This window comes from Corynebacterium sp. KPL4035 (genome assembly GCF_037908325.1).
GTDB classification, from domain to species: Bacteria; Actinomycetota; Actinomycetes; order Mycobacteriales; family Mycobacteriaceae; genus Corynebacterium; species Corynebacterium kefirresidentii.
This window is the reverse complement of the sequence record NZ_JBBMGF010000004.1, coordinates 72,071-97,167: the sequence shown is the minus strand read 5'-3', so window position 1 is coordinate 97,167 and position 25,097 is coordinate 72,071. Positions and strand designations below refer to the sequence as shown.

The following is a 25,097-nucleotide window of genomic DNA, read 5'->3' as shown; positions in this document are numbered from 1 at the left end:
AGAACACATCCGCATCACACAGATTGGAAAACACAATGTGGCCTCTTGATGCCACCCCCACACAGACTATTGGCGCTACGCCCCGCACCGCTTCAGCAGACAATGCCGGCGGTGTCGGCAAGCGCAAGAGCTACCACGCACTCAACGCGCAGCTGAACTTGTTCGACGCTTCTGGAAAAATCCAGTTTGACAAGGATATTCAGGCAGCACAAGACTATGTCACGCACCATGTCGCTCCCCGCATGCATCAGTTCGATTCCACCAAGCAACGCTTGGAATGGTTGGTTGATAACGAGTACTACGAGCGGGATTTCCTTGAGCTTTATGATGACGCCTTTCTGTGCGCCATGTACGACAGAGCACATCGAGTTAAGCATCAGTTCCGCACCTTCCTCGGCGCATTTAAGTTCTTCACTTCATATGCACTGAAAACCTTTGATGGCTCCCGATTCCTAGAAGGCTACGAAGAACGCGTCGCCACCACAGCTTTATACCTTGCACAGGGCGACGAAGAGCTCGCAGAAAAGCTGGTGGATGACATCATGACCGGACGCTTCCAGCCCGCCACCCCTACTTTTCTCAACGCAGGCAAAGCCCAGCGCGGCGAAATGGTCTCCTGCTTCCTCCTGCGAATCGAAGACAATTTGGAGAGCATTGGCCGCTGCGTGAACTCTGCACTGCAACTATCAAAGCGCGGTGGTGGAGTGGCCCTGTTGCTGAGCAATCTGCGCGAATCCGGAGCCCCGATCAAAAAGATTGAGAACCAGGCTTCCGGCGTAGTCCCAGTCATGAAGATTCTCGAAGATAGCTTCAGCTATGCCAACCAATTGGGCTCCCGGCAGGGCGCTGGAGCCGTCTACCTGCATGCGCACCATCCAGATATTCTTCGCTTCCTGGATACCAAGCGGGAAAATGCCGATGAGAAAGTCCGTATCAAGACTCTTTCGCTGGGGGTTGTTATTCCAGATATAACCTTCCGTCTGGCCAAAGAGAACAAGGATATGCATCTTTTTAGCCCGTATGACATCGCTCGCGAGTACGGCGTAGCCATGTCTGACATGTCCATCACCGAGTACTACGACGAGCTGGTTGCCAATCCGCGAATCTCTCACACGACCATTAAGGCCCGCGAGTTTTTCACCACGCTGGCTGAGCTTCAGTTTGAATCCGGATACCCCTACATCCTCTTTGAGGATACGGTCAACCGCGCTAATCCCCTCAAAGGACATATCAATATGTCCAACCTGTGTAGCGAAATCCTCCAGGTCAACACGCCATCGACCTACGGAGCTTCGGGTGACTACACCACCGTTGGCCAGGATATTTCCTGCAATCTAGGTTCGCTCAACATTGCGAAGGCTTTTGAATCGCCGGACTTCGGGGAGACCGTCGAAACCGCAGTGCGTGCCCTCACGAAGGTTTCAGACCTGACGAATATCGAAGCTGTTCCCTCCATCGCTCACGGAAATGCTTCCATGCATGCCATTGGTCTGGGCCAAATGAATCTCCACGGCTTCCTTGCTTCACAGCGTATTCCTTATGGCTGCGCCGAGGCACTGGACTTTACAAATATCTATTTCCTCACGGTGACCTACCATGCGCTCCGCGCATCCCATGCACTCGCGGTTGAAAAAGGTCAACGATTCACAGGCTTCGAAGAATCCACCTATGCCACTGGCGCCTACTTTGACAAATACATCGACCAAGACTGGGCGCCAGCCACTGAACACGTAAAACAGCTCTTCCACGAAGCAGGCGTGCAGATCCCTCAACGCGAGGATTGGCTACGGCTCAAGAATCAAGTGATGCAAGACGGCATCTACAACGCCTACTTGCAGGCAGTTCCACCCACTGGATCAATTTCCTACATCAATGACTCCACCGCGTCCATCCACCCAATTGCCTCCAAAATTGAAATACGCAAGGAAGGCCGCTTGGGGCGCGTGTACTACCCCGCGCCGGAAATGACCAACGACAACCTGGAGTATTTCGATGACTCCTACGCCGTGGGATACGAAAAAATCATCGACACCTACGCCATGGCCACCCAACACGTGGACCAAGGGCTTTCCCTGACCTTGTTCTTTACCGCTGATACCACCACGCGGGACATCAACAAGGCACAAATCTATGCCTGGAAAGCCGGAATCAAGACCCTCTACTACATCCGTTTACGCCAATCCGCGCTCCAAGGAACCGAGGTCGAAGGCTGCGTCTCCTGTGCTTTGTAGGAGCACGGTCCTCCCCCCTTGTCCACAACCATTCACTCAGAAAGAAAGAAGCTATGTCGTCAACATCGAATAGTGCTGAACTAACCAGCATTTCAGTTACTCCGCCGAGCTACCGGCATGATCCTTCAGCCCGCATCCGCGCCATCAATTGGAACCGGGTGAGCGATGACAAGGATCTTGAAGTGTGGAACCGTCTAACCGCCAACTTTTGGTTGCCAGAGAAGGTCCCGCTTTCTAATGATCTCCCGGCGTGGCAGAAGATGACACCCGAGGAACGCAACCTCACCATGCGGGTGTTCACGGGACTCACCACCCTGGATACTGTCCAGGCCACCGTGGGTGAAATCTGTCAGATTCAAGATGCCCGCACCGAACACGAGGAGGCCGTGTATACCAACATCGCCTTCATGCAGTCAGTCCATGCCCGTTCATACTCTTCAGTGTTTTCTACCCTGAGCAGTACAAAGGAAATTGATGAAGCATACCGCTGGGCGGTGAATAACGACCTTCTCCAGGCACGCGCCAAGAAAGTTCTCGCGCACTATTTTGGGCCGGATCCACTCAAACGCAAGGTGTCATCGACGTTGCTTTCCTCGCTGCTTCTCTACGCGGGTTTCTATCTTCCCTTGCACTTTTCTGTCCACGCCACCCTGACAAATACGGCAGACATGATCCGCCTCATTCTGCGTGACAAGGCAGTGCACGGCTACTACTCGGGTTACAAATATCAGCGCGGTCTGGAATCCACGACCCCGCTACGGCAGAAGGAGATGCATGATTTCACCATTTCTTTGCTCGAAGAGCTTTATGCACTAGAGCTGGACTATTCCGGCGAGCTATATGAGCCTTTGGGACTCATGGATGATGTAGCCGTGTTCGTTCGCTATAACGCCAATAAGGCACTCATGAATTTGGGCTACCCGGATTATTTCCCGCCCGAAGAAACGGAAGTGAACCCAGAAATCCTCGCGGCCCTAGCCCCCGGAGCAGATGAGAACCATGACTTCTTCTCCGGATCTGGTTCCTCCTATGTCATTGGTACTGCTGAAGAAACGAGTGATGATGACTGGGATTTCTAAACCTTTTCCGCGACCGGACCAAGGAAGCTGGCTTGAGACCATCGCGCTGTTTGAAGCCATCCGCGAAGGAAACCAACCCGCAGCCATGCGGCTGTTGAATACATCCGCCGCACGAGAGGCCGTCCTCGGGGGGCTTCTAGGACTCATCGAACTGTACTTCCGCCATGAAGAAGGAGACAAAGTAGATGGCTTCCTCACCGCCGCCCACGCTGCCGGCCCACCACCGGCCTTTGGCTGCAAGCCTTTTCTCCCTTGACCACGTCTCCCTACACCCAACTAAGAAAGAAGGTTTACCATGACCACCCCACGTATCAGCGTTATCGTCGGCAGCCTGCGCCGAGAGTCATTTGCACGCAAGATTGCACACGAGGTGCTCACGATGATCCCTGAAGGCTACGAGGCAAACATCGTGGAAATCCGTGACTTGCCGCTCTATGACTTCGACTACGATGACCCCGCCGTCACGGACAAGCCCACTCCGGCTGAGTACACCACCTTTCGCAAGACCATCAAGAACTCGAGCGGGATCCTCTTCATTACGCCAGAGAACAACCGCACTATCCCTGCCTGCCTCAAAAACGCAGTGGACATCGGCTCTAAACCCAACTCAGATGTGGCGTGGAAGAACCTTCCCGTAGGTATCATTAGCCACTCTGTAGGCCGCATGGGCGGCTACAGTTCACAGAAGAACCTTCGCCTCGCTCTGTCCTACTTCGACATGCCGCTCCCTGGTCAGCCCGAAGTATTTCTGGGCCAATCCCCCACCCTTTTCGAAGAGTCCGGACATCTCAATCAACGTACCGCAGACTTTGTCAAGGATTACGTTATGCGCTTCCTGCAGTTGACCGACGAGGCCTTTAGAGCCAAGAACGGCTAGCGGTATCCCCAGCCAACACACATCACGCCCTCTTCGAAGTACTCAAAGACTCCTAGAGGGCGTTCACAATGACACAAACCCCGGATTCAGGCTCATCCTTGAGTTACCTGAATCCGGGGTTTCATGCGCGCTCGCCACCACACATGTGGCAGCAGCGCGTTACAAGCGGGAGATTACTTCTCCTCGGAAGCTTCTGCAGCGTCCTCTTCTTCGATTTCACCGAAGTACTGGTCAACGTCAACCTTATTGCCCTCTTCATCCTTGACGGTGGTGCGGCAGATAGCGGCAGCCAGTGCCTTGCCACGACGCACGTCAGAGAAGAGGTTAGCAATCTGACCATTGGACTGCAGCTGCTGGATGAACTGGTTCGGGTCCATACCGTAAGACTGAGCGGTGAACAGGATGTGGTCGGTAAGCTCCTGCTGGGAAACTTCCGGCTCTTCCTTTTCTGCTACGGCATCAAGGAACAGCTGAGTGCGGACAGACTCTTCCGCCTGCTCACGAGTCTGCTTATCAAACTCCTCGCGGGAAGTGCCCTGTGCCTCAAGCAACTGAGCCAGTGCCTTCTCATCGTGAGCCAGCTGGCCCAGAATCTGGTGCAGTTGGGAGTGAGCCTGCTCGTCCACTACGGACTGCGGCAGTTCGAATTCGACCTCGGAGAGCGCGGCCTTCAGGACCTCATCGCGAATCTGGGCAGCCTGCTCAGCCTTCTTGGTCTCCTCCACCTGGGTCTTGGTGGATTCGCGCAGTTCATCCATGGTGTCGAACTCGGAAGCCATCTGAGCGAACTCATCGTCCATAGCCGGCAGCTTGCGCTCCTTGGACTGCTGGACGTGAACCTTGATGGTGGCCTCTTCGTCCTTGTGCTCGCCAGACTGGATGGTGGAAGTGAACTCGTTATCCTCACCGGTCTTCATACCACGCAGGGCGGTGTCCAAGCCCTTGATGAGGTCATCGTCACCAATGCGGTAGGACAGGCCCTCGGTGGAAGCGTCCTCGATCTTCTCGCCGTCAATCTCAGCGGTGATGTCGATGATTGCGTAGTCGCCGGTCTTCATCTTGCGCTTGGTGTCCTTGAGCTCACCGAAGCGCTCTGCCAGCTCCTCCAGCGCCTTGTCGACGTCCTCTTCGTCAGCCTTCAGGGCCGGGACGGTAACGGAGATCTTGGAGAAGTCTGGAACCTCAAACTCAGGGCGGATATCAACCTCGGCGGTGAATTCCACGAAGTCTTTATCCTCAATCTTGGAAATATCAACGTCCGGCTGGCCGATAACCTTCAGATCGTTTTCCTTGACTGCCTGCTCGTAACGGGAAGGCAGCATGTCATTGACAACCTGCTCCAGGATGGGGCCGCGGCCGAAGCGAGCATCAATAAGCTGGCGCGGTGCCTTGCCCTTACGGAAACCTGGAATAGAAACCTGCTGCGCGATTGCCGCGTAAGCTTGATCGATTTCCTGGTCCAGCTCCGCAAACGGAACGTTGACGGTGAGCTTAACGCGGGTATCGCTCAGCTTGTCTACGGTGGTCTTCACGAGTGAATCTCCCTGGCTTCATTGTTTTACGTACATAAACTTAAAGGGGGTCCGGAAATCCTTATTAGGGCATTTCCAGACCCCCATACGTCGGGGCGACAGGATTTGAACCTGCGACCCCCTGCTCCCAAAGCAGGTGCGCTACCAAACTGCGCCACGCCCCGTATGTAGGCCACCAAGTAACCTTGGCTGCGTTGCATACCTGAGACAGTGTACCGTGTCCGTTTTAAATCTCCTAAACGGACCCCCACTTAAAGATATAAACGCAGCCCAGCGGCCAATTTTGACAGTGCTTCAGCTAGAAATCGAAATCAAACATTCCATCAAAGAAGCCTTCACCGTCGCCGTCAGTTAGACCATCGAAGAAACCGCCGCCATCATCGCCGCCACCAACGTCGCCAGCATCACCGGCGTCACCACCCACGTCGCCAGCGTCACCCATGCCATCGGGACCGCCCCAATCGCCGCTTTCTGCAGCAGCCGCAGAGTAGCCAATGCCCGACATGCCGGAGAAGAGGGCATTAAACATCATGGAGTAGCCCACCATCCACACGCCGGTGTGCAGCGCATCGGCCCACCATGGACGGGAGTACCAACCTGCCGGAACCGGACGCCCTGCCACGATTCCACCCGGGTAGTAGTTGGGAGTATTCGCAGAAGCATATGGTGAGGCCGTAATCTCTTGGCCATTCGCTTCGACTGTACGCTCTTCCGTCACCTTGCCAGCCGCACGCTGCCCCTCCAGCGGCGGGAGTTCTGGGCCTGGGTTCATGCCCATAATTTCGCGCGCGGCATTCACATAATGCATGCCTTCCAGGGCCGACTCACGCGCCAAATTCGCCTGCTTGGCGGTAGTAGCACGCGAAATCGCCGCGTTAGCTGCAGTGAACCGTTCAGAAGCATCAGCCATCGCTTGCTGGGAGGCAGAATCCGTGCCAGAAATCTGCATTACTTGGCCACCCAGGCGTTCAATCCACCGACGTGCATCAGCCTGTGCATCGGCCAATTGCTGTGCCTCGCGTTCTTCCCGACGTTTGTGAGAGCTACGGGAGGAAAGAAACCAGGCGCCTCCACCAATTGCCAGCGCAACGAGCAAAATTCCCACTATGATCATCGCTTTCTATAGATAGATCCGTTCCTCTTATAACAACGGCTCAGGCGCCAGCCTAGTTCCCTATTTTCTTTTTTGGCCGCGGTTGCGCTAAAGTATGGCCCAGCGTTGATATAGCGCGTTGTGGGAATGTCGTATAGTGGCTAATACCTCAGCCTTCCAAGCTGAAGACGCGGGTTCGATTCCCGTCATTCCCTCCAGTTTTCGCCCACCTCTAGGTGGGCGATTTTTCGTTTTCCACCCATCATCATCGGATGTTCACGGTATACGGCGAAAACATGCGACGAAGTGTAAGGTGGCGCGCATGACTTCAACCAATAAGTATTCCGAGTTTATTCGCAGCCGCCATTCGCCCCGCGCGTTCCTGCCAGAACCCATGCCGGTAGAAGACATCAAGCAGGTTTTGCTGGATGCTCAATCCGCACCGTCCAACTCCAATACCCAACCGTGGGACGTGCATTTGGTGGGCGGAGAAAAGCTCAAGGAACTAAGCGCCGCGCTTATTAAGGAATTCGACACCAACGGGCTCAGCCCAGACTTCACCACCGATTATGGTGAGGGTATCCATCCCAAGCGCTCCCAAGAGCTAGCCGCCAAAATGTACGGCCTCCTGGGCATTGAGCGCGAGGACAAAGCAGGTCGCGTGGAATTCATCCGCGACAACTTGCGCTTCTTTGGCGCACCCCATGCGGTACTTCTCTTTATCCCGCCGATGGGTGACCGCATTCGCGCCGCCTTTGACCAAGGAACCTATACCGAAAACTTCCTGCTTTCTTTGGAAGCACACGGCTACCACGGCATCCCACAGGGGATGATTTCCTTGATTGCGCCAACCGCGCGTGAATTCCTCGGCGTAGACGAGGACTACAAGCTGGTCACCGCTATTACCTTTGGTAAAGCTGATGAATCGAGCCCGGTCTTTAAAACGAATCCAGGCCGCGCGCCACTTTCGGAAACCGTGACAGTTCACGGCATCGATGGCCTCGACCTCGATTAGCCCCCGCCCCATCAGGAAGCTACTTTCAACGATTTCGTCCATCTAAACCACCGCAACCGTCGACGAGACAGGCGATCTGTGGGGACGAAATCGTTGAATCGCCTCGGCAAGCCTAGAATTATGGCTATGGATATCACTCTTGCGACCTTTGACCATGCGCCTGAGACTGCACTGCGGGGCGTACGCTTCAATAACACGTGGGTGCCGTCGGAGACGTACGCTGATTCCCGCCGCGGCACGCTGACTGGGCAGTATCCGCAACGCCAAGCCACCACGCGCATTAGCGAGATTTTTGCGGGCGTCGGTTATGAGGTGCGCGAGGATACGCAGCCGGCCGGTAGCGATGTCTTTCGCTTGCTAGAGCAGCCCAGCCTAGAAGAACTCAACGACGTCAATGGCGTCATCGCCGTCTGCTCGCTACTAGGTGGAAATTCACCTATGTCGGTGTTGTGGCCGGGTGTAGCCGAAAGCGGGGAGAATAATGAGTTGGTCTCCCCTATTGACTTAGCGCCTACGCTCGCTGCCATTGCCGGCCTCGACGTGCGCCCTAATGCGCAACTGTCCTTTGATGGATTGAACTTGGTGCCGGTGCTGCGGCACGGCGCCTCGGGGCACGCAGCGTTGTTCTTTGACAATGGAGTGCGCATGATTGATGCCTCGCTTATCGACGACACCGCTACCCCGCCCCATGAGCGTGCCCGCCTGCAGGATGAGTGGGAGACGTGGAATAAATTCATCACTCTCGGCCCGCTGCAATAGATAGGTAGTCTGGGGCGCATGAGCGTACCTAAAATCACCCTTAATGACGGCAATACCATCCCGCAGCTGGGCTTTGGCGTGTTCCAGATGGATCCGGAGCAGACCGAAGATCTGGTAGCTGAAGCCCTGCGCGTGGGTTATCGCCATATTGATACCGCCGCTATCTACGGCAATGAGGAAGGCGTAGGACGGGCTATTGCCAAGTCTGGCATTCCCCGCGAGGAGCTTTTTATCACCACCAAGCTGTGGAATGACCGCCAGACCGATGCTGCTGCAGCGCTCGATGAGTCCTTGGAAAAGCTCGGCTTGGAGTATGTGGATCTTTACCTCATCCACTGGCCTACACCAGCAAAGGGCACCTATGTTGAGGCTTGGCAGCAACTCATTGATCTGCAGAAGCAGGGCAAGACAAAGTCCATCGGCGTCTCCAATTTCGAGCTGGAGCACCTGGAACAGCTGGAGCTCAAGACCGATATAAAGCCAGCGGTCAACCAAGTCGAGCTTCATCCCTATCTGCAGCGCTGGAGGGAGCTGGACGCCTTCCGCGCCCACACCGTGGCTATCGAGGCATGGGGCCCGCTGGGGCAGGGAAAGAGCGATATCTTGGATGCCCCCGAGGTCACCGACGCCGCTGCAGCGCACGATGTCAGCCCAGCGCAAGTCATCATTCGTTGGCACCTACAAAATGGCGTCATCCTCTTCCCCAAGTCTGCGACGCCCTCGCGCATTGCGGAAAACTTTGATGTCTTCGGCTTTGAACTAACCGAGGAGGAGATGGCTGCCATCACCGCCTTGGACGAAGGCGAGGAGGGACGCGGCGGCCCGCACCCGAATGACATGAATGATGCCTAAGTCTTAGCGCCCTAGCTATGCCTGGCCGAAACACAAAGAAACGCCGCGGAACCAACTTTGTTCCGCGGCGTTTATTTTCTCAAGGCTTAGGCCTCGGGCAGCTCTGGGGCGATGCCGGTGCGCTCGTACTGCGCCAAGATGTCGATACGGCGCTGGTGGCGCTCCGCACGGGACCATTCTTGATCCAGGAAGGCGTCTACGATTTCCAGTGCCTGCTGCTCGGTGTGCATGCGGCCGCCGATGCCGATGAGCTGGGCGTTGTTGTGCTCGCGGGCAAGGCGGGCGGTCTCGGCGGACCAGGCCAGTGCACAGCGGGCTCCCTTGACTTTATTGGCGGCAATCTGCTCGCCATTGCCGGAGCCGCCAAGCACAATGCCCAAGGAACCCGGATCATTGACGGTGCGTTGTGCCGCTTCGATGCAAAATGCCGGGTAGTCGTCCTCAGCATCATAGGTGTGGGCGCCGCAATCAATGACTTCGTGGCCCTGTTTAGTGAGGTGTTCAGCGATCAGGTTCTTGGTTTCAAAACCTGCGTGGTCTGCTCCTAGATATACGCGCATGGCCCTTATCCTACCGGCCCGGCGCGCCTTGAGGAGGCTTAGCGCCCGCCCTGTTTCGCATTACAAATTCCTGATAGGCTCGCGGACAAGCATTTTCGCGATAAGAGAGGAAAGCCATGCCTATAACCAAACCGGTCCTCACGCTATACGGTGGGCTCCTTCTAGCCTGGTTCATTATGCTCGGCGTTCAGGTTTCCGGAGGCGGAGGCTTTCTCCTACCGCTTATCGCCAGCACCCTAGCAACGTTGGCTCACGTGGGCTTAGGCATCTGGTGGATTGCCCAGAAGGTGCGCGGGAATCCGCGGGCAAATGGGGGCGCTATTGCGGCCGGCATTATCGCGCTTCTTGCCGGCGCCTCATGGGCTTCCTGGGTACTTGTTGCGTGGGACGACTTTCGAGCCGGCATGGCGCTGCCCGCTATCAATATCGCAGGTCTTCCGGCATTCATCTTGACCCCGCTGACCATCGCGCTGTGTGTCGGCGCCGCAGTTGAGCTGCGCCGCCGACAGAAAAGCGCTTAGTTCTCCTCTACCTGCGGCATCTCGGTGCGGGAGCGCTTGAGTTCGAAGAAGTAAGGGAACTGGGCAAGGCGCAAGGAGGCGTCGAAAAGCTCGCCTGCTTCTCCCCCGGTAGGGACGCGGGTAATGACCGGGCCGAAGAACGCGGTCTCCCCCAGCTTGATAACCGGGGTGCCCACCTCATCACCCACGGAAGAGATGCCATTGTGGTGGTATTCGCGCAGCTTCTCGTCATAGTCTTCGGTATTGGCTACCTCGGCGAACTCGGCCGGAAGCTCCACTTCTGCAAGCGCCTGAGCGATGATGTCATCATAAGCACCAAAGCCAGTTCGTCCGCCATTGCCCTTGGTGTGAACCAGGGTGCCCATAGCGGTGTACAGCTCGTCGACCTTTTCTGGACGCTCGGCCTTTACCTTGGCAAAGACGCGGGCCGGGCCCCAGTTAGCCTTCATCATGTCCATGTAAGTGGGGTCTAGATCACGGCCATCGTTCAGCACGGACAGGGACATCGGCTCGAACTCGACCTCAATATCGCGTACCTTTTCTACTTCCTTGATCCACCGCGAGGTGGCCCAAGCGAAGGGACAAGATACGTCGAACCAGAACTTTACTGCGTCAGCCATGATTGCTCCTTTGATTGATAAAAGTTTGCCCCACCAGCCTAGGCGCGCGACTACTGTGGATGCAGAACTATTTTCGGCACAGAAGGAGAATATAGGCTATGACCTCCGTAAACTTGACTCGCACGGAAGCGGTTGAGCGCTCCCGAATGATTGAGGTGGGCCATTATGATGTCACTTTAGACCTCAAGTATTCAGATACCCATTTCCTTTCCACTACGAAGGTGGGCTTCACCTCGCGCGAGATTGGCTCCACCTTCATCGATCTGCGCGCCGATGAAATCCAAGAGGTGCGCCTCAACGGCAATCCGCTGCCCACGAATTCTTATAACCCCACCTACGGCATTCCGCTTTCCGGCCTCCAAGTGGCCGACTACACGCTAGAAGTCACCGCGAAGATCCCGTATTCGCGCACCGGCGAGGGCCTGCACCGTTTTGTCGATCCCGCCGATGACAAGGTCTACCTCTATACCCAATTTGAAACCGCCGATGCCAAGCGGGTCTTTGCTTGCTTTGACCAGCCGGATATGAAGGCCACCTACGCGCTGCATTTCAAGGCGCCGGAGGATTGGACCGTCATTAGCAATGGGCCAGTGAGCTGGGAAGGAGACGTGGCCAGCACGGCTATCGACTACCCACTATCGACCTACCTGGTAGCCCTGTGCGCCGGTCCCTACCACGAGGTCACCGATACCTGGCGCGGCGAGCTGACCGCACACCCAGAGGGCAAGCCGGCCCAAAAGCTCGAGGTACCGCTGGGCATCTACTGCCGTGCTTCGCTCGCCCACGCTTTAGATGCTGAGCGCTTATTTACGGAGACCAAGCAGGGCTTTGATTTCTACCACCGCAATTTCGGCTTCCCCTACCCCTTTGGCAAGTATGACCAGATTTTCGTGCCGGAATTCAACGCGGGTGCGATGGAAAATGCTGGGTGCGTCACCATCCGCGATGAGTACGTCTTTACCTCCCAGGCCACGCACTATAAATACGAACGCCGTGCCGATACCATTCTGCACGAATTGGCCCATATGTGGTTTGGTGATCTGGTCACCATGCAGTGGTGGGACGATCTGTGGCTCAATGAGTCCTTCGCCACTTGGTCGGCGGCCATTTCCCAAGCGGAAGAGACCGAATACGATACCGCGTGGGTAACCTTTGCCAACGTAGAAAAGTCCTGGGCCTACCAGCAGGATCAGCTGCCTACCACCCACCCGATTTCTACCGATGCAAGCGATATCGAAACCGTCGAGCAAAACTTCGATGGCATCACCTACGCCAAGGGCGCTTCGGTGCTGAAGCAGCTCCAAGCTTATGTTGGCCGCGAAAACTTCCTGGCCGGGGTCCGCCGTCACTTCGCCGCCCATGCCTGGGGCAATGCCACCTTTGATGATCTGCTTGGCCACCTGGAACAGGCCTCCGGCCGCGATCTTTCCTTCTGGGCGCAGCAGTGGCTTAAGACTTCCGGCATCAACACTCTGAGCATAGCGCTCAATGCAGATGAGTCCGGCACGATTACCCATGCCTACCTCTCCCAGCGCGGCGATACGCTGCGCACCCACCGCGTGGCGGTGGGCCTGTATAACCTGCAGGACGGTCAGGTGGTGCGCACCGATCGCATCGAGATGGATGTTGATGGCTCCTCCACCGAGATTCCAGAGCTCATAGGCCGCCAGCTGGCAGACATTGACTTCCTGCTACCCAATGACGATGACCTGACCTACTGCCTCATCGAATTGGACGCGGGTTCCCTGCAATTCCTGCTGGATAATATCGATAAGTTTGCTGATCCTATGGCCCGCACCCTGTGCTGGTCCACCGCCTGGGAGATGACCCGCGCCGGCACTATGCGGGCCCGCGATTTCATCCAGCTAGTTGCCCGCGGTATGCAGGCCGAGACCGAGCTTGCCGTCCTCGAGCGCATTGTTTTGCAGGCCTCGAACGCGCTGAAGAACTATGCCGATCCACGGTGGGCCGCGCAGAGCACCCTGCTTGCCGACGCCCTCCTCGACGGCGCCCGCAGTTCCGATGCCCAGCGCTCCATCATCTGCACCCAGGCGCTGGCGAAAATTCGCCTGCACGATAGCGCGCGTGACTACCTGCGCGGCGTGCTCGAATCATCCGCGGATGCAGGGCAGCGTTGGTCCGCGCTCGCGGCACTTGCCGCCGATGGCGCGATAGAGGACGTCCCCGCTGCCGCGGATGCGCAACTGAAGCGGGATAATTCCGCCACCGGCTACTACTCTTCGCTGCGCGCTCGCGCCGCGGTGGCAACTGCGGAAAACAAGCGCGCGGTATGGGAAGAAATCGTGGCGGGTAACCTCACCAACCGCGAGCTGACCTCCAAACTTGAAGGATTGCTCTATCCGCATGGCGATACGTTCCTTCCCACCGCGGAGTTCTTCGATATCGCGGAAAAGGTGTGGGCTTCCCAATCCTCAGAGGTGGCTCTGACCACAGTTACCGGCCTCTTCCCTTCCTGGGATATCACCCGCAAGGGCTTGGACCGCGCCGATGCCTTCTTGCAGAAGGACCTGCCCGGTGGTCTGCGTCGTACAGTCACCGAGCAGCGCGACCGCGTGGCCCGCGCGCTACGCAACCGCCAGGTGGACGCTGGCTAGGCCGGCTTTCCTGCGCCGCCGTCCCGGGGTTGTACGGGTTGTGGCGCAGGATCCTCGCCCAAGACCACTTCTACATTGGCGATATCAGAGCGCAGCGACTCTTCGACATAGGCAAAGACCACGCCGGTCTCATTCTTCAGCAGCCGTACGAACCGCAAAAGCGGGTGCGATCGGCTCACGCCCAAGAGTTTCTGTTCTTCTGTGCGAGCGGTAGCGGCGCTCATACTCTCGCGTTTGAAGACCGGCTGGAGGTCATAGCCTGCCAGTATGTTTAGGATGGGCTCGCGCAGGTCGTGCTGATTGAGCTCGGGAGCCATGTCCACTGGGATGGTGTAGCGCGAGACGATGACGGGCTTACCATCGACGATAAAAAGGCATTTAATATCCCACGCATAGGTGGCATCGTTCACGCCCAGGGCCGCTGCCACATGTTTGGGCACATGGGTTTTATTCACGGAGACCACCCGCACGGTGATTTCGTGCCCACGCTCGCGCAGTTGAGTGGCGATGCTGTCCTTTTTGGTCAGGCTCAGTGTAGGGGGAACCGTGCGCACGTAGGTGCCGCCGCTGCGCCCACGGCGGCGATCAATAAGGCCTTCATCTTCCAAAATGTCTAATGCATGGCGCACGGTCATGCGCGCAACATGAAATTCTCGGACCAATTCGCGTTCGGTAGGAAAACGCTGACCAGGCTCTAATTCATTGCGCTCGATCTTGTCGCGTAGGGCATCTGAGATAAGGAGATAGGCGGGCCGTTTTCGGCTTTGGGAAGTCACAGCCCTCGAGTGTAACGGGCGGGCCGAAACCACCCCCCCCCATCACTGCATGGTGAACCTTAATAACACTTGATTTACTACTTGCGCAGAGATAATTCGATTCGCGGCCTGACTTGGATTTCTGTCAACTGAGTGGTCGGCCCCGCCTCTACTACGGTACGAATGGCACGCGCCACCTCAACCGGTGCAATGACCTGGGAGGGATCATAGTCCTGCAGGCCCTGCAGCATCGGAGTATCGGTAGGCCCGGGCGCTACGGTGGAAACGCGGATTCCCGGCTCGGAGATACGCAACCCGTCGGCCAGCGCATACAACGCGTGCTTCGTGGCCGCGTAGACGACGTTATCGCCATAGCTGTGGCGGCCAGCACCAGAGTTAATAAAGACCACTGTGCCTTCGGCTTTACGCAGCTGCGGCAGCAAAACGCGGGTCACCTCTGCGGGGGCGTGCACGTTGAGGTCCATGTGCGCGCGCCAATTTTCTGGAGTGGCTTCCTCCACGGAGTACTTGGTAGCCCGTGCGGCGGCGTGCACGAGCACATCTACGCGATCCAGCTCCGGCAGCGCCATGCCTTCATCGAGGCCGGCTACTAGGTCGATGGCGATCGGCGTGATGGATTCCGATTTAGGCAGGTCCGCCGCGCTCCGTCCCAGTGCGTACACGTGGTAGTCACCAGCCAAGTCGGCGATGATTTCGCGGCCCATGCCACCGGTGGCGCCGGTGACGACGGCCACCTTGCGCGGGGCTGCGGCCTCTGAGTGTGCTGGTGCGGTGAGATTCTTAGTATCAGTCATGCCGCCCCATCATAGGGATCCTCCGCTGAGGTTGCCGCACCAACCCGATCACCACCTATTGTCGAAAGCGCTTGGGCACATCCGGCTGCCCCAAGGTAAGCATCAAGCGATTGGCCCAGTTAAAGAAGGACGATGCGTAGATGAGGTCCAGAATGGACTGATCATCGAAACCGGCGTTGCGAAGGTCGGTGCATAGCTGCGCATCGAAGGCGAAGGGAGTTTCGGTCAACGCCACAGCTGCGCGACGGATAAGGTCCCACTCTTTAGAACCCAGGTCGGCGTCGATGCCTGTGTCCAAAAGGCGGTCTACGATGTCACGGTCGCCGCCTTCCTGGACGCACCGTGCCTGGTGCACGGAAGCGCAGTACTCGCAACCGTTGTACCGCGAGGCCACAGTGGCAGCGAGCTCGCGGTCTGCACGGGAGAGGCCGCCTTCGGTGTTATAGAAGATGTCCAAGTCAGTTAGCGTACGCGCCTTCAAAGCCGCGGGATCGCGGGCGAGCAACCGGAAGTACTCGGAATCAATGCGCTCTGGTTTGATGAGGGCGTCGGTATGCGCTGCGGTGAAATCCTCTTTCGCCAGTGCCTCTACCCAAGGCTTCCAGCCCAGGGAGTGGTTGACAAAGTGGTCCGGCAGCACGGTATCGGGTTGCAGGGTATTCGCGGTAGCCTGCCAGCCTGGGTCAGCTACCCCGGTTGCACGCTCGGCCGCGGGACGTGGGGCGCCACCCTCGCCAGAGAGCACACGCAAACCATGAACCACGCGCAGCTGGAAAGCCAAAAATGCCACAAGCTGAGACAGGCTGACAATATCGGTAGCCGACCACCCGGCGGCATCGAGGTGTCCGATGGCCTGCGGGGAGGCATCCTTGGGGTGGAAGGCCAAAACGTGCGCCCAGTCGAAGGCGGCGGCCAGGCGCTCGCCGAGGGCGGCTTCCGCGGCGGTATCGCCGAAGATAAGGAATTCACCCTGGTAGTAGGGGCCGGTAGACACACCACGCTGGCTTGCGGCGCGCACGGCGGCAACAAGGTCCGCATCGGCCTCATCACCCAGCAGGTCGAAGTAGAAATCTGCTGCCTCGCCCACCTGGTAGACCGCAGCGCTAAAAGCTGCGACGGCATAGCGCTCTGCATAGGTGAATTCACCTGGCTCTGCAGGCTCAAGCAAAGCGTTAAAGCTCAGCTGCGCATTGTCCTGCGCCTCTTGGCGCGCGCGGCGCAGTTGCTGCACCTCGGCGGAGGCGTGGGAGAGCTCGTTAATAATGTCGGTCATATTCTCAGTCCAACCTTTCTAGGGCTCGGTTTATAGCCCCAAGTTTAGGTCTCCAGCGCGGTAGCGGGAGCCTGGGATGGCGTCAATTAGCTGACGGGTGTATTCGGTTTCTGGGTGTGCAAAAACCTGCGCCGTGGGCCCGGATTCCACTTGTGTGCCGTGGGAGAGCACGGAGACGGTATCGGAAATCTGGTTGACTACCGCGAGGTCGTGAGAGATGAAGATATAGGTAAGCTCCAACTCGCGCTGCAGCTCATCGAGCAGGCGCAGGATCTGTGCCTGTACGGTGACGTCGAGCGCAGAAACGGCCTCATCGAGCACCACAAGATCGGGTTCAATGATCATGGCACGGGCGATAGCCACGCGCTGGCGCTGGCCGCCGGAGAGCTCACGGGGACGGCGGGCTGCCATGGAAGAGTCCAAGGCCACCAAATCAAGAAACTTTTGTGCTTTCGCGCGGGCATCGCGTTTCGAGGCCCCGGTAAAGTTGCGCACCGGCTCAGCGATGGTATCGCCGATACTCAATCGTGGATCGAGCGAGCCAAAGGGATTTTGGTAGACCATCTGGATAGAGCGGCGCAGCTCCCGGCGGCGCTTACCGCGGGCGGTGCTGATATCTTCCCCCGCCAAGCGAATACTTCCCGAGGTAGGCGTGCTCAACAGAGATATGGCACGGCCGGTAGTTGTCTTTCCGGAACCGGACTCCCCCACCAAGGCATGGGTAGTGCCACGGGCTACGGAAAAGTTGATGTCATCTACCGCGGTGAAATCCCCGAAGCGCTGGGTGAGCCCCTCGACTTCGAGCAACGTCTCCTGCTGGGCGGGCGTACTATTCCGCACCGGAGATGCGGTCTGGGAGGAAGTAGGGGCGGTGAGCGAGGGGGCGTCGGCAAGCAGGCGCTTGGAGTAGGCATGCTGGGGATCGGTGAGGACACGGGCGGCTACGCCCGACTCGCGGACGGCGCCCTTTTCCATCACCACAATATTATTGGCGCGGTCACCCGCCACGGCCAGATCATGGGTAATAAAAAGGATGCCCATGGTGAGCTCTTCGCGCATTTCATCAAGGAGATCCAGGATGATTTTCTGCACGGTGACATCCAGCGCGGAAGTAGGCTCATCGGCGATGATGAGCTCTGGCTCCAGTGCCACAGCGGCAGCGATGAGCACGCGTTGCTTCATGCCGCCGGAAAGCTCATGCGGGTACTGATGATAACGGCGCTGTGGATCATCAATGCCCACGCGCTCCAGCAACTCCAGAGCACGCTTCTTCCGGGACTCCTTATCGTCCTGCCGGTGGATGGCCATGCCCTCTTCCACCGAGGCTCCGATGGTCTTGAGCGGATTGAGCGAGTTATTGGGATCCTGCGGAATCAACCCGATGCGTCGGCCACGCAGGGTGCGCCACTGCTTTTGGGAGAAATGGGTGACATCGTGGCCGTCGAAAGTAATGGTGCCGGAGACAATCGAGGCATTGTCTGGCAGCAGGCCAATGGCGGCCATGGCGGAGGTGGACTTGCCGGAGCCGGACTCGCCCACGATGGCGGTCATTTCCCCGGGGTTCACTTCGAGCTCAATGCCGCTGACCGCTTCCATCTCGCCGTGGGCGGTGCGGTACGTAATGGATAAATCACTAATGCTAAGCAGGGACATTAGGCCGCCTTTCGCAGTGTCTGGCTGAGGTGGTTGGCCGCAAGAACCACGGCGACGATAACGATGCCGGGGGCGATGGTCAGCCAGCCGGCGGTGGCAATATAGTCGCGTGATTCAGAAATGAGCAGGCCCCATTCCGGTGTTGGGGGCGGAGCGCCGTAACCAAGGAAGCCAAGGGTGGCTAGCTGCAAAATGGCCAGGCCGAATTGCAAGGCGGCTACGGCGAAGACTGCGGTGAGTGAATTGGGAAGAATATGGCGCACGAGCACCTGGAAGGCAGAGCCGCCGGAGCCGTAGGCGGCCTCGACGAAATCGGAGCCTGCCACACTGAGCACCTGGGAGCGCGCGAGGCGCGCAAAGGTTGCCACGGAGGTAATGCCCACGGCGATGGCAGCATTAAAGATGCCGTGTCCGAGCACGATGATGACGGACAGGGAAAGCAAGAGGCCAGGAATAGACAACAGCACATCCACGATGCGCATGATGATGGCATCTACCCAGCCGCGGCGCACTCCGGCGATAATGCCCAAGACGGTGCCAACGATCAGGCCGAAAAGTACCGCCAATAGCGCGCCGAGTAGGGATTGGCGCGCGCCATAGACCACGCGGGTATAGAGATCACGGCCCACGGCATCGGTGCCGAACCAGTGTTGGAAACTGGGCTGCAGCAGCGCTGTGGTGTCACCGCCCTGGTTAGGATCCTGGGAGGTAAATAGTTGGGGGAACAGTGCGCAGAGCACCGCCAGGCCCAGCACAATAAGCGAGATGATGGTGCCCGGGGTGAGCTTCAGGCGTGTGGATTTAAGCTTCATGCTTGGACCTTCTTCTCGTTCTTTGCGGGAGTATCAGCGGTGGCGGTGGTGGTGGCATTGCTGTGCGCGCTATCGTGGTTGCCCTCGCGCAGGCGCACGTCAAGCACTGGGTAGAGCAGGTCCACGATGAGATTGATAAGAACAAAGACGGCCGCGGCCAGCACCACGATGGCGAGCAATACGGAGGTATCGCGGTTGGCCACCGCATCCACGGTCAGCGCGCCAATGCCGTGGCGGGCAAAGACCGCTTCCGTCACCACGGAGCCGCCAACGAGCTCACCAAAGGTAAGGCCGGCCATGGTCAGCGCCGGCAGCAACGCATTGCGCAAAACATTGCGCCACAGCAACCAGGCACCGCTAGCACCCTTGGCACGCACTACCTGCACGAAGGACATATCCATTACCTCATCGATGGAGCGCAGGAGCACCTGTGCCAGCGGTGCGGCCACGAAGATGGCCAAGGTAATCACCGGCAGGATAAGGCTTTGGGCATCGCTCGCGCCGATAACCGGCACCCATCCCAAACCAAAGGAAAATATCTGGATCAAAATGATGCCGATCCAGAAGGTGGGCAGGGAAACCATCACGGAAGGCAGGCTACGGAAGAAGCTACGCAGCCAAGAAAATGGACCAAAGGTGGAGGCGATGGCCACCGCGAAGGCCAAGACTACGCCTACGAGAAAGGCGAGGACGGCCAGCGCCAGCGTGGAAGGAAGGGCGTCCGCCAACATCTCCGATACGGCGGTGCCAGTAGCGACGGAAAAGCCGAAATCACCGGTGAGGAATCCACCAAGCGCACTGACGTAGCGGCTTAAGAGCGGTTCATCGGCACCATAAACCTCGCGAATAGCGGCCAACTGCTCAGCGTTGAGCCCTAGGGTCGGGTTGTCATAGCGGGTCGCGACGGCGTCACCGGGCAGCGCCGCCAAGAGGATGAATGAGAGGGTGAAGGTTGCCCAGATAACCAGCACGGCTTGGCCGATGCGTAGGGCGATAGATTTCAGGCTCATGGATTAGTCCTCCCCTTCTGCGGTGTTGATGTCTACCGCATAAAACGATGGACGGCCGATAGCCTCGGTGCTAAAGCCCTCGATATAAGGCTGGAAACCATATACCTGCGGCTCTTCGAACATGGGCAGGATATAGGCCTGTTCAGAGAGGTAGTCCTGCATGCGGCCAGTCATGGCCAGGCGGTCCTTTTCGCTGCTGAGGTCGAAGTACTCGTCCACCAATTTCTGCAGCTTCTTATCGCCGAAGCTATCGGTCTTTTCGTCATAGTTGAGGAAAGAATTGCGGCCCGTGCCATCTAGCCACGTGGCCAAGGTATCCACATTGGCGCGGCCGGTCATGGTGTGGCGTACCTGCACGGTGTCTTGGTCCTTCATGGCCTTCTGCTGCGCGGAGCGGTCGCCTGGGTTGAGGTTGGCCTCGATGCCGACGTTCTTGAGCATCTCTTGGGCCTTGGTGAACATCTCTTTAGAGCGCGGCTGCGGGACTGCCTCATTAAAGGTCACGGACAGGCGCTTGCCGTCTTTCTCGCGGATGCCATCTTCTCCTTCGCGCCAACCGGCTGCATCGAGCAAGCGCTTAGATTCCTCTGGATCGAAGGCATAATTCGCTGCTTGATCCTTATAGCCAATAGCCGTCTTGGCCAGGATCGATGTTCCTTTGGGATAGGAGTCAGAAAAGAGGGTGTTCAGAATATTATCGCGGTCGATGGCGTGAATGATGGCCTGACGCACGCGTTTATCCGCCAAGAGTGGGTGGCGGAAGTGGAAGTGGAAGCTATTGTTTACGCCACGGGTGGGCGCGGCGAAAATCTCCAGGTTTTGATCCTTGAGGTGCTTCTCATCGGGGGCTTCGATCTGGCGAGCAATATCGGACTGTCCGGCCACGAGCGATCCCACGCGCACGGAATCCTCGGCCGCGAGAACAATATTGATGCCCTCAATATCGGCCGGCCCCTGGTGGTCCTTGCGGGCCGGCGGTGCCCAGTCATAGTCTTCCCGCTTTTTGAGCACCAGCTTGGTTCCCAGCTCTTCTTCCTCGATGACGAAGGGGCCCGAACCAGAAATCGCAGTAGCGTTGCCCGGCGCGAAGCCGGTGTCATCCAGATCCAGAGTGGCATTAGAAAGCAGCCCTTGGTTCATCACGGAGGTGGACTGCGGGAAGCCTGGGGAGGGCTCACTGAAGTAGAACTTCACCGTGTAGTCATCGATGACCTCGGATTTTTCATAGTTGGGCAACTGCTCCGAAGGGGTGAGCATGCGGTCCTCATCGCCTAGGGCGTAGAGGTCATAGTTCTTCTTTACGTTCGCGGCATCTAGGCGAGAGCCATCAGAGTAGGTCACGCCCTTGCGAATCTTGAAGGTGAACTCGGTATTGTCCTTGTTCGACTTAGGCATCTCCTCCGCAATCCACGGGTGCAGCTCGAGGGTATCCGGGTCCTGCCACAGCAGGCGGTCCGTGATGTTATTGAGCACGCCACCGTTGGGGTAATAGCCGCCGGAGGGGGGATAGAGGTTATTGAACATATTGGGCTCGACGTAGGTGACCATGCCATCTTCCGCGGCGTGGGAAGTAGAGGCGCAGGAGGTTAGCGAGAGAGCTAGCGCACCGCTGGCCAAGACCGCGGCCACTGGTCTCAGGAGCCGAGAAAGTTGCTTCATAAAAGCTCGAGTTCCTTTAATTCTTAAGTAGTACTCGCCCATTAGAGCATATCCATACCCACAAATACAAGACTGGACAGTCTACCCTATTACCTGCCATAACAAGGGAAAAGAAAGTTTTGTATAGACTGATTAGTCTATTTAAATACCACCGCCGGGTTCGATGCTCCTGGAAGGGTCTGGATGTGGCACGATAGGTAGTATGTCTACTCCAGCAATCGCAATCGTCGGCATGGGCCCACGCGGCATTTCCATCTTGGAACGCCTCTCCGCCCGCATGGACGATTCCAGCGACCCCATAACCGTCCACCTCATCGATGATGCCCAACATGGTGCCGGCCGCATCTGGGAAACGGACCAAACCAAGACCCTGTGCATGAATACTCGCGCCGGCGCTGTCACCCTTTTCACCGAGCCCGGCTCCACTGTGGACGCCCCCGTGCTCGAGGGCCCCATCCAATACGAGTGGATTCAGCTGCTGCGCGGCGATGGCGACAATGTCTCCGCCGCCAAGCGCGAGCTTTTTGAGAAGTATCCTCCGGCCGCACATATTGCGCAGGACTACCGCGAAGAACTTGCCGCTACCCGCCCCGAATCCAACCCCTCGCGCGCGCTGTATGGCGAGTACCTGCGGTGGGTCTATGACGTGGTCATTGCTCGCCTGCCTAAGAGCATTTCCACCGTGAACCACTTCAGCCGATTGGAAACCATCAGCGAAGATGGCCACGTAGACGTGCTCCGCTTGGCCGATGGCTCCGAGGTGCGCGCCGATGCCACCGTGCTGGCCTATGGCTGGATGGTTCCGGAGTACAACGAGCAGGAAAAGCAGCTGGCGGCTTCGGGCCTGAACTGGATCGCTCCCGATAACCCAGTGGAGCAGGACTATGCCGCCATCCCCGGCGGTGAAGACGTGCTGGTACGCGGGCTGGGCATGGGCTTTTATGACATCATGGCGCTGACCACCATCGAGCGCGGCGGCACCTTCGTGGTGGATTCTTCCACACGTTCCGGCCTGCGCTATGAGCCCTGCGGCGACGAGCCCAACTTCATCATTTCCTCCGGCCGCGGCTATCCCTACCACCCCAAGTCCGAATACGGTGAGCTGCCGCCTACCATGCCACGCCGCCGTCTGAAGAATGTCATTGCGGAGCTCAGCGGCACCCAAAACATCGACTTTGACGCCCAGGTTTGGCCCGCTATCGCCCGCGATAGCTACGAGGCCTATATCACCACTTTGGAGCGCGTGCGCCCGGATTCCTTGCTGCGCCCGCGCGCAGACATTCTCGAGGTCATCGATGCCACCGCCCCGGATGAGCTAGGCGCGGCTATTGCGCCCATGGTTACCGAGCCGTGGGACATGAACGATCTCATGTACCAAATTGCCGGGTTTACCGGGGACATAGATGAGCTCACCGAGCATATTGCCCAGTCCATGGAAAGCGATATCCGGGAGGCCTCCGCCGGCCACGACTCCCCCATCAAGGCCGCGCTATGGTCGCTATCGCAATCGCGCAAGCCCGCCTCCATCCTTGGCGCGGAGGGCCGCTATACCCGCGAGTCCCGCACCGGCCGCTATGCCCAAGTAATGTCCTTTGGCCAGATGATAGGTTCCGGCCCGCCGCTCTTCCGCGTGCGCCAGCTGCTCGCGCTTGTTGACGCCGGCTTGGCCCACTTCCTAGGCGATCACCCCACCCTGGCCATCGAGGCAGATCACTTCACCCTAACCTCCGGCCCACGCTCGGCTTCTGCACCCACGCTTGTCGACGCCTTTATGCACCGCCCCGATATCCGCACCGCCGGCGATTCCATGACCCGCTGCCTGGTAGATTCCGGCCGCGTTCGCCCCTTCCCCGATCACGGACAACCCACCGGTTCGCCGGAAACCGATGGGACGACCCGCCGCACCGTTCACCCGAACGGCGAGCTGGATGCGCGCCTGCACATTGTGGGCATCCCCACCTATTCCCAGTGGCCAGATACCACTATTTCTCCGATGCCGGGAACCGACCCACTCATGTTGCAGGAAACCGATAAAACCGCCGGTTCCCTCCTCGCCGTGGTGCGCTCCTAAGCCACCACCGCGCTAAGGGCTCGGTCCCGGTCCTGGCCCCGGTCCCGCGGCCTATAGCGCGTCGAGGGCCTGCTTCAAGTCCGCGAGCAGGTCATCGTTATCTTCGATTCCGATTGAGATGCGCACCATATCATCTGGCGGCACCAGCTCGGATCCTTCCGCGGATACGTGCGTCATATTCTTCGGGTGCTCGATGAGCGATTCCACCCCACCCAGCGATTCCGCTAGACAGATAAGCCGCGTATTGAGGCAGATCTGCTTGGCATGCTCCGCGCTATGAAAGCGCACGGACATCATGCCGCCAAATCCGCGCATCTGCTGTGCTGCCAACTTATGCCCTGGGTGATCTTTCAGCCCTGGGTACAGCACCTGCTTTACCTCGGGGCGGCCCTGCAGGAACTCTGCCACCTTTTGCGCATTGGCGCAGTGGCGATCCATCCGCACCGAAAGAGTCTTGATTCCGCGAGCCGTAAGGTAGGCGTCGAAAGGCGAGCTCACCGCACCCACATTGCCTTGGAAGTAGAGCAGGCGCTCGTCCACGTGGGCATCATTAGTAACCACCGCACCGCCCAGTACATCGGAATGCCCACCCAGGTACTTGGTGGTCGAGTGCAACACATGGTCCGCGCCGAGCTCCAATGGGTTCTGCAGGTAAGGCGTAGCAAAAGTATTGTCCACTAGGACCTGCGCGTTGCCCTTAATCTTGGCCACCGCGGCGATATCGGTGATATTCAACGCCGGATTGGTGGGCGTTTCCAACCAGATGAGCCTGGTATTGTCCTGGACCGCCGCGGCTACTGCGGCGGTATCACTGGTATTAACGATGGACATCTCCACGCCCCACTCAGTGAAATCATTCAGTAGCCGGTAGGAACCACCATAGGCATCATTACCCAAAATGACGTGATCCCCTGGGCGCACCAAGATCCGAATCAGCGTATCGGCGGCGGCCATGCCGGAAGAGAACACGCGGGCATACTCAGCGCCCTCTAGCGCCGCTAGAGTGCGTTCGAGCGAGCGCACGGTGGGGTTTGCCACGCGTCCGTATTCGAACCCGCCGCGCAGCTGCGCTAAGCCATCTTGCGCAAACGTGGTTGACGCATAGATCGGCACATTGATAGAGCCCATGTGCGGGTCTGGGTGGTAGCCGCCATGGATGGAACGGGACGTAAAGCCTTGAGCGAGGTTCTGCGTGCTGCGTTCTGTCATAGCCACACAGTCTAGACCAAGCTGTTCACTTGCTAAGGAAAGATAGGTATTTATTTTCACCCACCTAGCCACCCACCACTCATCGC

The 25,097-nt window shown here is 58.0% G+C and carries 22 protein-coding genes and 2 tRNA genes; 11 read left to right on the top strand and 13 right to left on the bottom strand.

Annotation, left to right across the window (positions count from 1 at the left end; translation table 11 throughout):
- The first annotated feature begins 35 nt into the window (after positions 1–35).
- Genes nrdE through WMP96_RS05410 form a run of 4 tightly spaced genes read left to right on the top strand, consistent with a single transcriptional unit; the run spans position 36 to position 4,187 of the window.
- Entirely contained in the window at positions 36–2,231 is a 2,196-nt protein-coding gene (nrdE, locus tag WMP96_RS05425) for a class 1b ribonucleoside-diphosphate reductase subunit alpha (protein WP_005324048.1), read from the top strand.
- A gap of 53 nt (positions 2,232–2,284) precedes the next feature.
- On the top strand, positions 2,285–3,310 hold the full coding sequence (gene nrdF / locus WMP96_RS05420; RefSeq protein ID WP_023020918.1) for a class 1b ribonucleoside-diphosphate reductase subunit beta: 1,026 nt from the start codon (positions 2,285–2,287) through the stop codon (positions 3,308–3,310).
- Positions 3,231–3,566 carry a hypothetical protein gene (locus WMP96_RS05415; protein WP_141740748.1) on the top strand — a complete coding sequence of 112 codons (336 nt, stop codon included), beginning with the start codon at positions 3,231–3,233 and terminating at the stop codon, positions 3,564–3,566. The genes nrdF and WMP96_RS05415 overlap by 80 nt, the downstream gene beginning before the upstream one ends.
- A gap of 39 nt (positions 3,567–3,605) precedes the next feature.
- The gene (locus WMP96_RS05410) at positions 3,606–4,187 is read left to right on the top strand and encodes an NADPH-dependent FMN reductase (protein ID WP_301715995.1); all 582 of its coding nucleotides are present in this window, start codon (positions 3,606–3,608) and stop codon (positions 4,185–4,187) included.
- 173 nt (positions 4,188–4,360) lie between these two features.
- On the opposite strand, the gene tig is transcribed toward WMP96_RS05410, so the two are convergent.
- From tig to WMP96_RS05395, 3 genes are all read right to left on the bottom strand, one after another.
- Positions 4,361–5,719, bottom strand: a complete 1,359-nt coding sequence (gene tig / locus WMP96_RS05405) for a trigger factor (protein ID WP_239204979.1) — start codon at positions 5,717–5,719, stop codon at positions 4,361–4,363.
- A gap of 90 nt (positions 5,720–5,809) precedes the next feature.
- Positions 5,810–5,883, bottom strand: a tRNA-Pro gene (locus WMP96_RS05400).
- 134 nt (positions 5,884–6,017) lie between these two features.
- Positions 6,018–6,833: a DUF1542 domain-containing protein gene (locus tag WMP96_RS05395; RefSeq protein ID WP_239204977.1), complete on the bottom strand. Its 816-nt coding sequence runs from the start codon at positions 6,831–6,833 to the stop codon at positions 6,018–6,020.
- A 122-nt stretch (positions 6,834–6,955) separates the two neighbouring features.
- On the opposite strand from WMP96_RS05395, the gene WMP96_RS05390 reads away from it, so the two are divergent.
- The 4 genes from WMP96_RS05390 to WMP96_RS05375 all read left to right on the top strand — a co-directional run bounded on the left by WMP96_RS05390 (position 6,956) and on the right by WMP96_RS05375 (position 9,438).
- Positions 6,956–7,030 (top strand) — tRNA-Gly (locus WMP96_RS05390).
- A gap of 104 nt (positions 7,031–7,134) precedes the next feature.
- On the top strand, positions 7,135–7,827 hold the full coding sequence (locus WMP96_RS05385; RefSeq protein WP_340432299.1) for a nitroreductase: 693 nt from the start codon (positions 7,135–7,137) through the stop codon (positions 7,825–7,827).
- Between the two features lie 126 nt (positions 7,828–7,953).
- A complete protein-coding gene (locus tag WMP96_RS05380; RefSeq protein ID WP_034655494.1) occupies positions 7,954–8,586 on the top strand; it encodes a hypothetical protein in 633 nt (210 codons plus the stop codon).
- A gap of 18 nt (positions 8,587–8,604) precedes the next feature.
- On the top strand, positions 8,605–9,438 hold the full coding sequence (locus WMP96_RS05375; RefSeq protein WP_023020912.1) for an aldo/keto reductase: 834 nt from the start codon (positions 8,605–8,607) through the stop codon (positions 9,436–9,438).
- A gap of 86 nt (positions 9,439–9,524) precedes the next feature.
- Here WMP96_RS05375 and WMP96_RS05370 read toward each other — a convergent pair whose 3' ends face one another.
- Positions 9,525–9,998 (bottom strand): ribose-5-phosphate isomerase, encoded by a 474-nt coding sequence (locus tag WMP96_RS05370; protein WP_023020911.1) that lies wholly within the window; start codon positions 9,996–9,998, stop codon positions 9,525–9,527.
- A gap of 116 nt (positions 9,999–10,114) precedes the next feature.
- Between WMP96_RS05370 and WMP96_RS05365 the strand changes: the two genes are divergently transcribed.
- Positions 10,115–10,519 (top strand): hypothetical protein, encoded by a 405-nt coding sequence (locus tag WMP96_RS05365; protein WP_023020910.1) that lies wholly within the window; start codon positions 10,115–10,117, stop codon positions 10,517–10,519.
- Here WMP96_RS05365 and WMP96_RS05360 read toward each other — a convergent pair.
- Positions 10,516–11,139 carry a mycothiol-dependent nitroreductase Rv2466c family protein gene (locus tag WMP96_RS05360; protein ID WP_340432297.1) on the bottom strand — a complete coding sequence of 208 codons (624 nt, stop codon included), beginning with the start codon at positions 11,137–11,139 and terminating at the stop codon, positions 10,516–10,518. The genes WMP96_RS05365 and WMP96_RS05360 overlap by 4 nt on opposite strands.
- Positions 11,140–11,237: 98 nt before the next feature.
- Between WMP96_RS05360 and pepN the strand changes: the two genes are divergently transcribed.
- Complete coding sequence (gene pepN, locus WMP96_RS05355; RefSeq protein ID WP_340432295.1) at positions 11,238–13,754, top strand: aminopeptidase N; 2,517 nt, start codon at positions 11,238–11,240, stop codon at positions 13,752–13,754.
- Here the strand turns inward: pepN and WMP96_RS05350 are convergent.
- From WMP96_RS05350 to WMP96_RS05320, 7 genes are all read right to left on the bottom strand, one after another.
- Entirely contained in the window at positions 13,751–14,530 is a 780-nt protein-coding gene (locus WMP96_RS05350; RefSeq protein WP_301715998.1) for a GntR family transcriptional regulator, read from the bottom strand. The two genes, pepN and WMP96_RS05350, sit on opposite strands and share 4 nt — an antisense overlap.
- A gap of 77 nt (positions 14,531–14,607) precedes the next feature.
- On the bottom strand, positions 14,608–15,324 hold the full coding sequence (locus WMP96_RS05345) for an SDR family oxidoreductase (RefSeq protein WP_239204959.1): 717 nt from the start codon (positions 15,322–15,324) through the stop codon (positions 14,608–14,610).
- A 55-nt stretch (positions 15,325–15,379) separates the two neighbouring features.
- The gene (locus WMP96_RS05340) at positions 15,380–16,597 is read right to left on the bottom strand and encodes an alkylhydroperoxidase domain protein (RefSeq protein ID WP_301715999.1); all 1,218 of its coding nucleotides are present in this window, start codon (positions 16,595–16,597) and stop codon (positions 15,380–15,382) included.
- Positions 16,598–16,627: 30 nt separating this feature from the next.
- Complete coding sequence (locus tag WMP96_RS05335) at positions 16,628–18,250, bottom strand: dipeptide ABC transporter ATP-binding protein (RefSeq protein ID WP_023020904.1); 1,623 nt, start codon at positions 18,248–18,250, stop codon at positions 16,628–16,630.
- On the bottom strand, positions 18,250–19,062 hold the full coding sequence (locus tag WMP96_RS05330) for an ABC transporter permease (protein ID WP_023020903.1): 813 nt from the start codon (positions 19,060–19,062) through the stop codon (positions 18,250–18,252). The genes WMP96_RS05335 and WMP96_RS05330 overlap by 1 nt, the downstream gene beginning before the upstream one ends.
- Positions 19,059–20,072 carry an ABC transporter permease gene (locus WMP96_RS05325; RefSeq protein ID WP_023020902.1) on the bottom strand — a complete coding sequence of 338 codons (1,014 nt, stop codon included), beginning with the start codon at positions 20,070–20,072 and terminating at the stop codon, positions 19,059–19,061. Before WMP96_RS05325 ends, WMP96_RS05330 begins: the two co-directional genes overlap by 4 nt.
- Positions 20,073–20,075: 3 nt before the next feature.
- Entirely contained in the window at positions 20,076–21,731 is a 1,656-nt protein-coding gene (locus WMP96_RS05320; protein ID WP_239204953.1) for a TIGR04028 family ABC transporter substrate-binding protein, read from the bottom strand.
- Positions 21,732–21,933: 202 nt separating this feature from the next.
- On the opposite strand from WMP96_RS05320, the gene WMP96_RS05315 reads away from it, so the two are divergent.
- Positions 21,934–23,802, top strand: coding sequence for an FAD/NAD(P)-binding protein (locus WMP96_RS05315; protein WP_023020900.1), 1,869 nt, complete (start codon positions 21,934–21,936; stop codon positions 23,800–23,802).
- A 51-nt stretch (positions 23,803–23,853) separates the two neighbouring features.
- Here the strand turns inward: WMP96_RS05315 and WMP96_RS05310 are convergent, their stop codons facing one another.
- Positions 23,854–25,011: a cystathionine gamma-synthase gene (locus tag WMP96_RS05310; RefSeq protein ID WP_301716000.1), complete on the bottom strand. Its 1,158-nt coding sequence runs from the start codon at positions 25,009–25,011 to the stop codon at positions 23,854–23,856.
- Between the last annotated feature and the right edge of the window lie 86 nt (positions 25,012–25,097).

Bases quoted from the DNA above. Each gene is read 5' to 3' on its own strand.
- nrdE (WP_005324048.1), top strand. From the start codon at position 36: ATGTGGCCTCTTGATGCCACCCCCACACAGACTATTGGCGCTACGCCC.
- nrdF (WP_023020918.1), top strand. From the start codon at position 2,285: ATGTCGTCAACATCGAATAGTGCTGAACTAACCAGCATTTCAGTTACT.
- WMP96_RS05415 (WP_141740748.1), top strand. From the start codon at position 3,231: ATGACTTCTTCTCCGGATCTGGTTCCTCCTATGTCATTGGTACTGCTG.
- WMP96_RS05410 (WP_301715995.1), top strand. From the start codon at position 3,606: ATGACCACCCCACGTATCAGCGTTATCGTCGGCAGCCTGCGCCGAGAG.
- WMP96_RS05395 (WP_239204977.1), bottom strand. From the start codon at position 6,833: ATGATCATAGTGGGAATTTTGCTCGTTGCGCTGGCAATTGGTGGAGGC.
- WMP96_RS05385 (WP_340432299.1), top strand. From the start codon at position 7,135: ATGACTTCAACCAATAAGTATTCCGAGTTTATTCGCAGCCGCCATTCG.
- WMP96_RS05380 (WP_034655494.1), top strand. From the start codon at position 7,954: ATGGATATCACTCTTGCGACCTTTGACCATGCGCCTGAGACTGCACTG.
- WMP96_RS05375 (WP_023020912.1), top strand. From the start codon at position 8,605: ATGAGCGTACCTAAAATCACCCTTAATGACGGCAATACCATCCCGCAG.
- WMP96_RS05370 (WP_023020911.1), bottom strand. From the start codon at position 9,998: ATGCGCGTATATCTAGGAGCAGACCACGCAGGTTTTGAAACCAAGAAC.
- WMP96_RS05365 (WP_023020910.1), top strand. From the start codon at position 10,115: ATGCCTATAACCAAACCGGTCCTCACGCTATACGGTGGGCTCCTTCTA.
- WMP96_RS05360 (WP_340432297.1), bottom strand. From the start codon at position 11,139: ATGGCTGACGCAGTAAAGTTCTGGTTCGACGTATCTTGTCCCTTCGCT.
- pepN (WP_340432295.1), top strand. From the start codon at position 11,238: ATGACCTCCGTAAACTTGACTCGCACGGAAGCGGTTGAGCGCTCCCGA.
- WMP96_RS05345 (WP_239204959.1), bottom strand. From the start codon at position 15,324: ATGACTGATACTAAGAATCTCACCGCACCAGCACACTCAGAGGCCGCA.
- WMP96_RS05340 (WP_301715999.1), bottom strand. From the start codon at position 16,597: ATGACCGACATTATTAACGAGCTCTCCCACGCCTCCGCCGAGGTGCAG.
- WMP96_RS05335 (WP_023020904.1), bottom strand. From the start codon at position 18,250: ATGTCCCTGCTTAGCATTAGTGATTTATCCATTACGTACCGCACCGCC.
- WMP96_RS05330 (WP_023020903.1), bottom strand. From the start codon at position 19,062: ATGAAGCTTAAATCCACACGCCTGAAGCTCACCCCGGGCACCATCATC.
- WMP96_RS05325 (WP_023020902.1), bottom strand. From the start codon at position 20,072: ATGAGCCTGAAATCTATCGCCCTACGCATCGGCCAAGCCGTGCTGGTT.
- WMP96_RS05320 (WP_239204953.1), bottom strand. From the start codon at position 21,731: ATGAAGCAACTTTCTCGGCTCCTGAGACCAGTGGCCGCGGTCTTGGCC.
- WMP96_RS05315 (WP_023020900.1), top strand. From the start codon at position 21,934: ATGTCTACTCCAGCAATCGCAATCGTCGGCATGGGCCCACGCGGCATT.
- WMP96_RS05310 (WP_301716000.1), bottom strand. From the start codon at position 25,011: ATGACAGAACGCAGCACGCAGAACCTCGCTCAAGGCTTTACGTCCCGT.